A 13,570-nucleotide genomic window follows, 5' to 3' on the forward strand; every position below is an offset into this window, starting at 1 on the left:
TGTTCCCCTCCTTGTGAAGGAGGGGAAGAAGGGGTGGTCACTTTCGATACTTTGAAATAAACTCCTCAACCTCCGGCAGTCCGCCTTGATAAATTAAATAACCGTTACTTGGTTCGCGTTCAGTTGTTTCACCGTTAATTGGCGTGAGCATGATCTCTTTAACTTTCTCAAGATCGTTTGTTTGACCGAGCGCCCAGCCAAGTTTTACATAAGCGACTTCGGGAAGCATATTGGCACAAGGGACAACGCCGAGATCAAGCATTTCTCGACCGGTTTCGTAAACATACATTTGAACGTATCCCCACAAAGTCTGTACTGTCATGTAAACTGCAATGCCTTTTTCCTGTGCTCGTTTTAATGCTGGATAAACAGGTTTGTTAACATGACCAAGTCCGGTTCCGGCGATTACAATTCCTTTATAACCGTTATCAATCATAGAGTCAATTATGTCAGGCTTCATGTTCGGATAGTAATAAACAATTCCTACTTTTTCTTCAAAGACGGGATTAACAATTACATTTTTATCTTTTCTTCTTTTCTTGTAATCTTTTCTTAAAAGAGTAATTTCATCTCGACTCACTTTTGCAATCGGTATATCTCCAATTGTTCTAAAAGTTGATCGATAAGAAGAATGCATTTTTCTTACTCGTGTTCCACGATGAAGTAAACCATAAATATCGGAAGTCGGACCAAACATGCAAACCATGACTTCGGCAATATCACTTTCTGCAGCTGTTTTAACCGCATGAATTAAATTTAATGCCGCATCGGATGAAGGCCGATCACTTGATCTTTGCGAACCAACCATTACAATCGGCACGGGAGAATTCTGAACCATAAAAGAGAGTATTGCCGCAGTGTGATGCATTACATCCGTTCCATGTCCTATTACAATTCCTTCAACACCCTTCTCAATTTCGGCACCTATTGCTTTTGCGGTTCCGATCCATTGTTCTGGACCCATGTTCTCGCTGAATACACCGTAAAGTTTTTCTGTTTCTAAGTTACAGTAATCTGCAAGTTCAGGAACTGAGCCGTAAAGTTCACCCGGTGAAAATGCGGGAATCACCGCGCCGGTTCTGTAATCTAGTCTACTTGCAATTGTACCGCCGGTCCCAAAAAGTTTAACTCGTGGTTTTCCTTTGTCATAAGGAAATTCTTTTTCGGGAATCTTATAATGTGCTTCTTTTCTTCCGTTAATTTTTATTTTAGTAATATTTTCAACAGCAACGCCGATGTTATAACCGATTGGCATTTTTATTACTATATGTTCATCGTCAGCAGTTTCTGAACGAGGGAGAATTATTCCTTTATATTTCCCTTTTTCAGTTTGGATTACTACATCGCTCCAAACAAATGCATTAAAATTTTTTAATGTTGATAATGCTTTACCGCGGTAACCTTTGAAATCTGATATGCTCATTTTTACTCAAATTATGTTAGAAGGTGAATGGAACGCAGATGCCGCCGAAAAAAGATTCACTCATATTAAATCTGTGAAAATCTTTTTCTTCTGTGTGTTCAGTGTTCCAAAGTTTTTATTTTCTCTGAGACTAATTTACCATCTATACTCATTTTAACATCTTCCATAACTAATCCCATCAATACTTTAATTCTTCTATCTTCAGTAGAGAAATTTATTTTCTTTAATTCTTTTTTCTTTAGTGAAATGATACTCATTAGTTCGTCTTCAAGAATTGGTCTGGGAAGAAGTTCGGGATAAAATTTCCCATGTTGTAATGATTTTTTAAGAGCAATGAACATTCCCCATCTAGATAATAAACCGGATTTATAATTCAACAAAATTTCGGTCAACATTTCAACAGTAATCAATTCTGGATTAAAACCTAGTTTTTTCAATCGTTTTGGATACTGAATTAAAGCAACAGCAACGGTCGTAGGATTTAGTTTCCATTCGTTAATTGCCTGTTTAAAAAGATTAGCAAATTTTGAGATGGATAATTCTCTGATCGTATCTTTCGGAATTCCAAGTTCTTTATACCATTTTTCTCTTTTCCAGAATTGCTCGGGTAGGTCTTGGCTAAGTTTGTTTAATCTTGCCTTTGTAATTTTTTGTGGCGGTAAATCTGTATCGGGATACATCCTATCAGCGCCCGGTAAAATTCTTTCGAAGCCATTTGTTCCGTCACTTAACGCCTGTCTTGTTTCCGATGGAATTCCGATTGCGGCTTCTTTGGCGCGGATAATAATTTCTTTGCAAGCTGTACTCGTATCTCTTTCGTCACCCCAAACCAATACAATCGTATCATCGTTAGAAGCTCCAACATGCTTTTTGATCTTTTGCCATTCGGCGGAGGTAATAGTATCACCCTTGCTGTCTGAATGAATAATATTTGGAATTGTTGTCAGACATGCAATTACTCTAACACGGTCAGAAATTTCTCGAGAAAAATATGTATCTGTTTGAGTCTGCCAATGTAATAAATCTTTATAGCCGCGAAGTACTACACATTTTATTTTGTTTCTCTTTTCAATTGCTTCTTGAAGAGGTAAATAGTGGGATGACTTTATTACACCGGTAATGTCTTCGGTTTTTGATTCGAATGTGCTTTCGGTAATTCCTCTTTTATGAAGTTCCTCTCGTAATCGAAGTAAATTCCACTGTCTCATTGCTTCATTATATGTAAGAAGTGGTATCATCGGAATTCTTGGAACACCTTTTATTTCGATTCTTGTTCCGCCATCAACGCTAACATTTACATCTTGTCTTGCCGCACCGATTCCTCTTCTTACATTACCAGAACTTCTTACAAGCGCGCTGCAAAGTAAATTTACTTCTGCAACTTCATGAGGCGTTCTCATATCCGGACCGGTAACAGTTTCAATTAACGGCATTCCTAATCTATCTGTTAAATATGTTCGATAGTGACCGACATCGCTCACTTCTCTGCACGAATCCTCTTCGATTGACATTTGCACAATTTCAATATTTCGATTCTTATATGGAATTAAACCGTCGAGAGCAAAAATAGCGGTTCGCTGAAATCCCGTTGGAATGCTGCCGTCTAAGTATTGTTTGCGTGCAATATGAAGTTCGTCAACAATATTGCAGTTATATAGCATCCCGACTTGAATAGCTATGTCTAAAGCTTGATCATTAATTAAGAACGGAGGAGTATCATCCATTTCATAAGTGCAGACTGTTTCTCTCTTAATGCGATAAATTATCTCTTTTTTGGTCTTGAATTCCATCAACGCGGTACCGTCGTATTCACCAAGTTCGGAAAGGGTTGGACGCATGTGACGTAATATTTCGGCATCGTATTCTTCACTGTATTTCCCGGCGGGACACCGGCAGAATAGTTTTTTATCAGTTAATAATTGTTGATGAATTTCTAGTCCCGATTTAAAACCAACTTCAGCATAATCTTCGGGTGTCATTTCTTCGAAGGGTTTGAATATGAAGGATTTCATTAATTGTCCTAATGTATCAATAAAAGATAATGAAGTATGATAACTTACTCAGGTAAGATAAAATTAGCAAGAATTTGGAGAAAGATTAACTACAACAAATTACTAGCAAGTTCTGCAAGTTCGGAGCGTTCGCCTTTTTCCAAGTTTACATGCGCGTATAGTTTTTGTCCCTTAAAGTGATCAATTAAATAAGACAATCCATTTGAAAGTGTATCGAGATAAGGATGATCTATTTGGTAAATGTCACCTGTTAGAACAATCTTTGCACCTTCCCCTGCACGAGTAATTATAGTTTTTATTTCATGCGGAGTTAAGTTTTGTGCTTCATCGACTATAAAATAAATACGCTGTAAACTTCTTCCGCGGATATAACTTAACGGTTCAACAACTAGTTTTTCTTCTTTAATCATTGTAGTAATTGCTTGATGATTCTTATCCGTTTCTTTGTATTGATCTTGAATAACTTTTAAGTTATCCCACAAAGGCTGCATGTATGGAGCGAGCTTACTTTCAACATCACCGGGTAAATAACCGATATCTTTATTACTCAAAGGAATAATCGGGCGTGCAATATAAATTTGTCTATACTGCTTTCTAACAGCAAGTGCGCTTGCCAATGCGAGCAAAGTTTTACCTGTACCGGCTTTACCGGTAAGTGAGACAAGCGGAATTTCGGGATCCATTAACGCATCTACAGCAAAAGTTTGCTCGGCATTTCTTGGCAGAATTCCATAAGTCGGTTGTTTATCTACCTTTCTAAATATTTCTTCTTCTTGGTTATATCTTGCTAACACTGATCTGTTTGAGTTTTTCAATATGAAATACTTATTTGCGACAATTTCTGTTTTAATTTTCTTAAATATATTTTTTGCAAGAACTTCAAAAGGAGATTGATAGAATTTCTGCAAGAGTTCATCATCAAATGATTCAATAATTTCTTTACCGCTGTAAAGTTCGTCAATACTTCCAACTCTGTCTGTAGTATAATCCTCGGCTAGAATTCCTAACGCTTTTGCTTTCATCCGAAGATTTACATCTTTGGTAACAAGAATTATTTTCTCTTTAGCTTTGCTCGCTAATTGAATATCATACGCGGCACTTAATATTCTATGATCGGGATTATCTTCTTTAAATACCTGACGGATTTCCGCACTTAATCCTTTTGTAATTACGATACGGACTTTCCCTTTTCCTTTGCCGAGAGATATTCCGCCGTTGAATAAAGCACTTCCGGTAATATTATCAAGAGTTCTTGCAAATTCGCGGGCATTAATATTGATAACCTGACTTCCTCTTTTGAAGTGATCGATTTCTTCAATTACGGCAAGAGGTATGACTATGTTATTTTCTTGGAATTGATTTATGCATGTTGGATCGTGAAGAATTACGTTTGTGTCGAGTATGAAGGTTTTGGGAGATTTAGTTTTAGCCATAATGTACAGAACTGGTTAGTAAATGATCAATAGTTTATTTACATCTCAACTTAATAAATTTGAAAACGAATTTGAATAAATATTTTCTTAAGACTTTCTTGCTTCAACAATAATTAAAATCCAACCAATTAAAAAGCTCACTCCGCCAAAAGGTGTAACCATTGCAAAAAATTTTATTCCCATTACACTATATATGTATAGCGAAAATGAAAAAAGTAATATTCCGACTGTAATAAAAATAAATGAACGTATAAATTTATAATTCGATAAAGCCAAAACTAGCAATACAACCGAATGAATTAAGTGATATAAAACACCTGTTTTATAAGTCTCAAGCATATTTTCCGAAAGAGAATTACCTAAACCATGGGCACCGAAAGCTCCGAGTGCAACTCCAAGTAGACCCATTACAGCGGCAATTGCTATTTGTGATTTTTTGTTCATACATTAACTATTTGTTTACTATCAACTTTAGAAAATTATTATATATTTTACAATACTGAATTTGATATGAAATGTAGGAGAGAATCATGCCGCTCGAAACAATTAATCCAGCTACAGGTGAATTAGTAAAGTCTTTTACAGAAATGACAAAGAAGGAAGTTGATGATATCATTGATCATTCTCACGATGCATTTTTGTCATGGCGAAAGGAAAATTATTCCGAAAAAAGTAAACTCATGTTGAATGCTGCATATGTTTTGAGAGAAAGAAAAGAAGAGTACGGGATAATTCTTACTTTAGAAATGGGTAAAACAATTAAGCAAGCAATTGCTGAAGTTGAAAAATGTGCTTGGGTTTGTGAATATTATGCAAAGAACACAGAAGAAATATTGAAGCAAGAAATAATAGAAACAGATGCTTCCGAAAGTTATGTGCAGTTTGATCCAATTGGAGTTGTCCTTGCGGTTATGCCTTGGAATTTCCCCTTCTGGCAAGTATTTAGATTTGCGGCTCCGGCGTTGATGGCTGGTAATGTGGGCATTCTAAAACATGCATCAAATGTTCCAATGAGTGCTTTAGCAATCGAACAAATATTTTCGCTCGCCGGGTTTCCTCAGAATACTTTTAAAACATTATTAATTGGTTCCTCGCAAGTAAGCGAAATTATTAAAAACCCCAAAGTGACGGCAGCTACGTTAACGGGAAGTGAACACGCAGGTAAAAAAGTTGCAAGCGATTGTGGAAATGAATTGAAAAAAACAGTTATGGAACTCGGCGGAAGTGATCCGTTTATCATTTTAAAAGACGCTAATCTTGATGAGGCAATTAATACTGCCGTGACCGCAAGATTGATTAATAACGGACAAAGCTGTATTGCTGCAAAAAGATTTATTGTTGTTAAAGAAATCTATGATGAATTTGAAAAGAAGTTTGTCGAGAAAATGAAAAATGTAAAAATCGGTGATCCGATGAATGAAGAAACAGAACTCGGTCCGATGGCAAGAGAAGATTTATTAATTGAACTTGATGAACAAGTTAAGAAATCGGTAAAGTTGGGGGCAAAATTGCTTTGCGGTGGTGAAAGATTGAATCGACAGGGCTATTTCTATCCGGCGACTGTAATAGCAGATAGCAAACCCGGTATGCCCTCTTATGATGAAGAACTCTTTGGTCCGGTTGCCTCATTATTCAATGCAGCAGATGACGAAGATGCAATTAGAATTGCAAATGATTCACCTTTTGGTCTGGGTGCATCTTTATGGAGTAACAATTTAGAAAAAGCAAAAACCCTTGCAACAAAAATTGAATCGGGTTCTGTGTTTATAAATGGTATGGTAAAATCAGATCCACGTTTACCATTTGGCGGAGTTAAAATTTCAGGTTACGGAAGAGAACTTTCTCATTACGGCATTAAAGAGTTTGTAAACATTAAAACGGTTTGGATAAAATAAATAGTTATTTTAAAAGATCATGCGCGACTTCAATCCATAGGAATGTGTATGAAACAAATATTGATACTTATATTATTATTTATCTCTATAGAAGCACAAACTGTAACTTTAAAAATCATAGAAACGAGCGACATACACGGACAAGTTTTTCCGTATGATTTTATTAATGACAAACCTTCGCAAAGTTCATTGGCTCAAATTTCCACATATGTAAAACAAGAACGGACAAAGGAAAACCAACATGTAATTCTACTGGATAACGGAGATATTCTTCAGGGACAACCGGTTGTATATTATTACAATTTTGAGCAGCCGGATACAACACACATTCTTGCAAGCATCATGAATTATATGAATTACGATGCAGCAACAATCGGCAATCATGATATTGAAGCCGGTCATCATGTGTACGATAAACTTGTTGATGAATTTAACTTTCCGTGGCTCGCCGCTAATGCCGTTGATGAAGAAATCGATGAACCATATTTTAAGCCCTACAAAATAATTGAAAAAGAAGGGATTAAAATTGCCGTACTTGGTTTAATCACTCCTCACATTCCTCATTGGCTGCCTGAAAATATTTGGGAAGGAATGTACTTTGAAGATATGATTGAATCGGCTCAAAAGTGGGTGAATATAATCAAAGAAAAAGAAAATCCAGATTTACTTGTTGGACTTTTTCATGCCGGAATAGATTATACATATAATGGTGCAACCGCCGATACTTACAAAAACGAAAACGCATCACAGTTAGTTGCAGAAAAAGTAGATGGATTTGATATAATTTTTGTCGGGCATGATCATCAAGGATGGAATAAATTTGTTAAAAATAATTTCGGAAAAGAAGTTTTAATTCTCGGGACAAAAGGTTACGCTTCATCAATTGCAGAAGCAGTTGTTGAGATGAATTATAATAACGATTCAAAGCAATGGGAATCAACATTAGTCGGAAATATTGTTGAGACCAAAGATTACACACCCGATCCCGATTTTATGAAAATGTTTGAATATGCTTACGATAAAACAAAGCAATACGTTTCAAAACGAATCGGAACAATTACAAAAACTATTTACGCGGAAGATGCTTTGTTCGGAGATTCGGATTTTTCTGATTTGATTCACACTATACAATTAGAACTTACCGAAGCAGATGTTTCCTTCACCGCTCCGTTATCAATGAGTTCGGAAATCGATTCGGGTAAAATTTTTGTCAGAGATATGTTCAACTTATACAAGTACGAAAATCTTCTCTATACAATCACTCTAACCGGACAAGAGATAAAAGATTATCTCGAGTATTCTTATTCAATTTGGTTCAATGAAATGAAGAATGAAGATGATCACTTACTGCTTTTTGAGAAAGATGAAACCGGTAAAATAATTTGGTCGGAAAGAAGCAACTCACCAATGCTGCAAAACCGATATTATAATTTTGACACCGCGGAAGGTATTGAGTATATAGTTGATGTATCAAAACCGGTTGGCAATAGAGTAGAAATTATAAAATTTACTAACGGAAACATTTTTGAATTAGACAAAACTTATAAAGCAGCGGTTAATTCATATAGAGGTAACGGTGGAGGAAATCATTTGACAAAAGGCGCCGGAATTGATCACGATAAATTGAGTGAACGTATAATTACTTCAACCGAAAAAGATCTCCGTTATTACTTAATGAAATGGATTGAGAAAAAAGTAATTGTAGAAATCAATAAAAATGATAATTGGAAAGTTGTTCCTGACAATTGGTATGAAGCCGCCAAGAAAAGAGATCGAGAAATTTTATTCCGCTAAACGATAAAAATTACCTGGTTTAATTTCCGGCTTTACCTTCACTTTGCAGAAGTAGTTTTTGTTTAGATACTTTCGACATATAAACGAATATTAAACTAACCAGACTAAAAAAGAATGATGCCGCCCATAAAATTGTTGGATTGAATTTATCATAAATAAATGTACCGACATACGGCGCAGCCATAAATGAAAGGCTGAACATCATCTGATAAAATCCCATGTACTCGCCTTTTCTTTTTTCCGGTGCAATTTCGGAAGCCATCGTCGCGGCACCGGGGAAAAATATCATCTCGCCGAATGTCCATATAACTATAGAAATAATTAGAATAGAAATTGTATCCGCAAATATTAAAGCACCAAAACCGATAGCGGTTAAAATTATTCCGAGATATAATGAGTTTTCATCCTTCCAGCTTGTCATAGATGCGTTAAGCGGAAGTTCTATAAGAATTATTAGAACAGTATTTACCGCGATGAGTATTCCGAATGTAGAGTTTGAAAATCCTAAATGATCAACAACATATAGAGGAAGCGTTGACATTGACTGCATATAAACAATAGATACCGGAAGTGCGGCAATCAAAAAATATAGAAATGATCTATTCGATAGCGCGGAGAAAAAAGCGGTTTTCTTCGGAACCAAATCGGTTGATTGAACTTCTGATTGAGGTTGACGTAAATCCCATTTAATGACAACCAAAAAAATTCCCGCGATAAAACAAGTCCCAGCATCAACGTAAAAAAGTAAATCGTAACTAATTTCACTTAACATACCGCCGATAACCGGACCGATACTCATTCCAAGATTTATTGCGAGTCGATATAGAGCAAAAGCTGTTTTTCTTTGAACCGATGAACTCTCGTTTGAAATAAATGATAAACTCGCAGGACGAAATGCTTCGTTCACAATCGCCCATAAAAAACTTAGAAAAAGTATTAAATAATAATCATGTACAAAAGAGAAAATAAGCAGAAAGAAAGACGAACCGAAGAGAGAGATTTTCATCAATTGAATTTCACCGATTTTATCGCTTAGTCTTCCGACAAACGGAGCCGATATAAACGCCCCCAAACCATAAACGGCGACAACCAAACCCGCTCGCGTCGCGCTCTCCTCCAAACTCTGTGAAACATACAGTGTAAGGAATATAATTACCATTGTACCGCTTCTATTAATCAGCGATGCAATTGATATCAACCAAATGTTTTTGGGAAGACCCTTAATTCCTTTCCAAGGATTCACGTGAATATTTTTTAGTGAAATGAAAAACAAATATGTAATAATGATTTGACAAAGGAAAGAAGGTAAGTTCTAACCGGGTTTTTAGGCTTTAGCCTATTTTCCAAAGTCACTCAATTATAAAAAGATTGGAACCAACATAAATTTCTCGAAGTGTGGACTTACCTTTATACACAATCAACAAATCGAATTTGTGAGTTGAGGTTACGTTGAAAGCTAAATGACTATCACTTGGTTCAACAAGAAGACTTACTTTACCGTCAAGGTAATTCAAATTTTTTATACCATGCTTATCGCTTCTATCAATCCGCCAAGTTATCTTATTTTGCGGAACGTTCAATTCAATACCGATCACATTTTCAATCAGCATAGCAATCGGACCGAGACCCGACCATCCCACAAAATCTTGTCGTGAATAAAAAGTATCATCCCATCTTGTAGCAGGTTCAGTATATTCAGGCGAGTAACATTCCCAAATTGTTCTATAACCATCGGCGTATCTTTCCTCGAAAGCTATTTTATCTACACTTGGTTCAAAATCGAAATAGATTTCCGCCATTTTATAAAGATGATTTTCAACAATTTGATCTGCAAGCTCATGCTGCCCATAATTTTCCACACCTTTGATCACCATATAATTTGTCGGTGCCCAAACTCCGCCAAGCCAATAATGACCACTCGAATCATACATCGGCTGGTTTGCGGCAAGTGCGGGTATCATATGCGATCGCCAAAACTCATCCGGATTTGCAAGATGTTTAAATAATGCTTCTGCTCTATCGCGAGTAGCTGTTTCCGAAAGCAATGTCCAAAATCCACCTATGTGCATAACATCGCTCAGTTTTTTATCTTCTCTTAAATCATAATAAAATTGAGAATCTTCATCCCAGCAAAGTTGATTTATTAGTTTTGTTATGCGAGAATATTCATCCGTAAATTTTAAAACTGTTTTATTATCACCGACAAAAGATGCGATATTTACAATCATTTTAGCGGCAAGAGCCATCTGAGCCGAAAAGTCAATCCAGCCGGCTTTACCAACATTCGTTCGTGGAATATTATCCATCCCACTTCCAAGTTGAGTTGTGTAATACAAACCTTGTCCGAGAGAATCACGAAGGTTGTTGTTAATCCAATCGTAATACTTAGTCAAATTTGGCAATACATTTTTCAATCGTGATTTATCACCGGTGATTTGGTAATATCTCCATTCAATCCAAGCGAATAGAGGGGGATTGATCATTGGTTCGTCTATTGTCGGAATACTTGCGGGTTGACCATTTGATTCCCAATATACTCTTTGTATGTATCCGTCCTCTCTTTGTTTACTATAAAAGTTATCGAGAGATTGAATTGCCGGGAATAAATTGGAAGCATATATTCCAAAACCTGCCATAAAATTTGTGTCCCACTGATAGATAAGTTCATTAAATCCTTCATCCATATAAAAATTTACAAATCCGTTTTGAGAAGTTCCGCGAGTAATTTTATTCCAAGCCATTTCCCATGCAGCATAATATAGTTCAATTAACAAAGGTTCATTTTCTAATATCGGTTCTGGTACAAGATGTTTCGGAAATTGAATTGATTGTTTTTTTCTTTTTGGGGTTGGTGGATTACCAACTTTAATTATTGAATTGAAACTCTCTCCACCGTCATTGATTTTCCAATCATTTGAAGGATCTGGAATCCAATTGTTATTTACCACAAATTTGTAATAATAATATCCCGGATCTAGATAAAGCTTTGTTCGCCAGTCAGTATCATTAATCTTTTCAAGCGGATTAAGACTACCAGACCAATTATTAAAACTTCCGGCGACAAAAACCGAATCGGCTTGGAGCGACTTGATTGAAAACTCAACGGGGATTCTTTCCTGCGAATAGAATGCTGTTGCAGTGAATAACAATATTAATAACTTACCTGCTTTCATATATATAAATGTAATAAGAAAGCAGATAAGTTGTAGTGACTTATTTCAAAAGCAGCATTTTGCGCGTTTGTAAAATATTTCCGGCTGTTAGTTTATATACATATACTCCACTCGGAAGATCACTCGCATCAAATTCTGTTTCATATTCTCCGGGTTGCATCGGTTTATTTAAGAGTGTTATTATTTCTCTACCAAGAATATCATAAACAATTAACTTCACATTTGACGTCTCACGTTTCACACCTAACGGGATTGTAAACTTTATTGTCGTACTTGGGTTAAACGGGTTCGGATAATTTTGATGCAACACAAATTCATTGGGAATGTTTTTATTTTCATCTATATTATTTATTACGTCGGTAAAAATTCTTGCGTAATAAACATCTTGTTCTCCGTTAAATGTTCCTGCCCAAGCTAAATGAACTCCCTCATTATCGGAAACCATATCAAAATAATCGCCCATCTTTCTTTGAACCGGCCAACCGACATGTGGATCAAAACTCTCCTCGAGAAGATTTACATTCGGATACCATGTTTGTCCGCCATCGACAGAAAATGAATAATATAATTCTGATAGGAAATCATTAGCTGGAGAATTCCTGGTATCTAGCCAAACAACATCTATTCTGCCGTTCGGAGCAACCGATAATGTACCGAACCATTGATAATTAGTGTCACTTTCATCATCATTTACTCTTACCGGATCTAACCAAGTTTCACCTCCATCAGTACTTGCTACAACATAAATGTCTGCAGGATCACCTGTGATAGGATTTTTTACCGTTCCGAGAATATAAATATTACCACTATTAATTCCGTCCGAGTTATCACTTGCTATATTAATTTGCCCGGTTATACCGGAGGGATTTGGTCCGCCAAAATCAGGCAGTACACCGTTCATATTTACTTCAACCGGTTCCGAAAAAGTAACAGCGGAATCAGCAAACTTAGCATTTGTCGATTTAAGAAAAACAAATCTTTCGATAAAATTATCATCGGGAAAATAATAATCATACCCGCAAATAAGTACATCGCCATTTTTTGCAACAGCTAAAGTTCCCCAAAACGGTTCTTCCGGAATGTAAGAACAATCTTCAAAGGTCAATCCGCCGTCAACAGATCTAGTGAACGAATAATCACAAATACTGTAAATTGCATTCCAGTATGCATAAATATGTCCGTTACTGGGATTATTGGTCCTATCGATTACCATCCATTGTTTATCTCCACCCTGTGCAAAAACACCTTCGTCCCAAGTCGCTCCGCCGTCGGTTGATTTATAAACATTACACCAATAATCATTACCTGCCGCCGTTAAACTATTGTAATAAAAGTTACCTTCAGAATCGGAATCAAGAACCGGGTCCGATCTAAATACACCGGGTTCAATAACACCCGGGAAATTCCAGTTCAATCCACCGTTCGTTGTGAATGCATAACCGGCTTGCCTAAAACTATTTGTGATAATATCAAATTGTCGCCATCCGATTGCCATTTTATTTGCATCATTAAAATCGAAGGCTATCGACGGTTCATTAGCTGCATCGTTAAGAATATTCAATCCATTACTGCTTACATTTACTTGTGAAACAAATATTTTATCTGCGGAATAATGAAAAGGCAATGAGTAACTTTGCGATAATTTTGATTGAGAATATTTCCCTTCCTGCTTTTCATTGTGTTGTAATGATAAATTACTTTTTTCTTGTGCTGTTATGTTAATAAGAAAAATTAGAGTGGCTGCAAAGAAAATAATAGTAGTGTTTTTTAAAAAGAAATGTTTGTGCATCTAATCCCCCTGATTATAATTTGATAAAACAAAATTTATGAAATTTAAGCT

At 36.1% G+C, this 13,570-nt stretch carries 9 protein-coding genes; 2 read left to right on the top strand and 7 right to left on the bottom strand.

The features are described 5' to 3' along the window. Positions 1 to 37: 37 nt before the first annotated feature. The 4 genes from gatD to QY331_16015 all read right to left on the bottom strand — a co-directional run bounded on the left by gatD (position 38) and on the right by QY331_16015 (position 5,312). On the bottom strand, positions 38 to 1,423 hold the full coding sequence (gene gatD, locus QY331_16000) for a Glu-tRNA(Gln) amidotransferase subunit GatD (protein WKZ69465.1): 1,386 nt from the start codon (positions 1,421 to 1,423) through the stop codon (positions 38 to 40). 98 nt (positions 1,424 to 1,521) lie between these two features. Continuing rightward, a complete protein-coding gene (gatE, locus tag QY331_16005) occupies positions 1,522 to 3,435 on the bottom strand; it encodes a Glu-tRNA(Gln) amidotransferase subunit GatE (protein ID WKZ69466.1) in 1,914 nt (637 codons plus the stop codon). A gap of 89 nt (positions 3,436 to 3,524) precedes the next feature. After that, positions 3,525 to 4,868: a PhoH family protein gene (locus QY331_16010; protein ID WKZ69467.1), complete on the bottom strand. Its 1,344-nt coding sequence runs from the start codon at positions 4,866 to 4,868 to the stop codon at positions 3,525 to 3,527. A gap of 87 nt (positions 4,869 to 4,955) precedes the next feature. Further along, a complete protein-coding gene (locus QY331_16015) occupies positions 4,956 to 5,312 on the bottom strand; it encodes a DUF423 domain-containing protein (GenBank protein ID WKZ69468.1) in 357 nt (118 codons plus the stop codon). Between the two features lie 86 nt (positions 5,313 to 5,398). On the opposite strand from QY331_16015, the gene QY331_16020 reads away from it, so the two are divergent. Together QY331_16020 and QY331_16025 are read left to right on the top strand one after the other, a co-directional pair. Beyond that, a complete protein-coding gene (locus QY331_16020; GenBank protein ID WKZ69469.1) occupies positions 5,399 to 6,763 on the top strand; it encodes an NAD-dependent succinate-semialdehyde dehydrogenase in 1,365 nt (454 codons plus the stop codon). Between the two features lie 48 nt (positions 6,764 to 6,811). Next, on the top strand, positions 6,812 to 8,557 hold the full coding sequence (locus QY331_16025; protein ID WKZ69470.1) for a bifunctional UDP-sugar hydrolase/5'-nucleotidase: 1,746 nt from the start codon (positions 6,812 to 6,814) through the stop codon (positions 8,555 to 8,557). A 19-nt stretch (positions 8,558 to 8,576) separates the two neighbouring features. Here QY331_16025 and QY331_16030 read toward each other — a convergent pair whose 3' ends face one another. The 3 genes from QY331_16030 to QY331_16040 form a co-directional block, all read right to left on the bottom strand. After that, positions 8,577 to 9,800 (bottom strand): MFS transporter, encoded by a 1,224-nt coding sequence (locus QY331_16030; GenBank protein WKZ69471.1) that lies wholly within the window; start codon positions 9,798 to 9,800, stop codon positions 8,577 to 8,579. A gap of 106 nt (positions 9,801 to 9,906) precedes the next feature. Next, positions 9,907 to 11,730 carry a trehalase family glycosidase gene (locus QY331_16035; GenBank protein WKZ69472.1) on the bottom strand — a complete coding sequence of 608 codons (1,824 nt, stop codon included), beginning with the start codon at positions 11,728 to 11,730 and terminating at the stop codon, positions 9,907 to 9,909. Between the two features lie 40 nt (positions 11,731 to 11,770). After that, positions 11,771 to 13,519 (bottom strand): T9SS type A sorting domain-containing protein, encoded by a 1,749-nt coding sequence (locus QY331_16040; GenBank protein ID WKZ69473.1) that lies wholly within the window; start codon positions 13,517 to 13,519, stop codon positions 11,771 to 11,773. Positions 13,520 to 13,570 lie beyond the last annotated feature (51 nt).

The sequence above is a fragment of the Melioribacteraceae bacterium genome, from assembly GCA_030584085.1.
In the GTDB taxonomy this organism is placed as follows: domain Bacteria; phylum Bacteroidota; class Ignavibacteria; order Ignavibacteriales; family Melioribacteraceae; genus SURF-28.

Bases quoted from the DNA above. Each gene is read 5' to 3' on its own strand.
- QY331_16025 (WKZ69470.1), top strand. From the start codon at position 6,812: ATGAAACAAATATTGATACTTATATTATTATTTATCTCTATAGAAGCA.
- QY331_16035 (WKZ69472.1), bottom strand. From the start codon at position 11,730: ATGAAAGCAGGTAAGTTATTAATATTGTTATTCACTGCAACAGCATTC.
- QY331_16040 (WKZ69473.1), bottom strand. From the start codon at position 13,519: ATGCACAAACATTTCTTTTTAAAAAACACTACTATTATTTTCTTTGCA.
- gatE (WKZ69466.1), bottom strand. From the start codon at position 3,435: ATGAAATCCTTCATATTCAAACCCTTCGAAGAAATGACACCCGAAGAT.
- QY331_16020 (WKZ69469.1), top strand. From the start codon at position 5,399: ATGCCGCTCGAAACAATTAATCCAGCTACAGGTGAATTAGTAAAGTCT.
- gatD (WKZ69465.1), bottom strand. From the start codon at position 1,423: ATGAGCATATCAGATTTCAAAGGTTACCGCGGTAAAGCATTATCAACA.
- QY331_16015 (WKZ69468.1), bottom strand. From the start codon at position 5,312: ATGAACAAAAAATCACAAATAGCAATTGCCGCTGTAATGGGTCTACTT.
- QY331_16010 (WKZ69467.1), bottom strand. From the start codon at position 4,868: ATGGCTAAAACTAAATCTCCCAAAACCTTCATACTCGACACAAACGTA.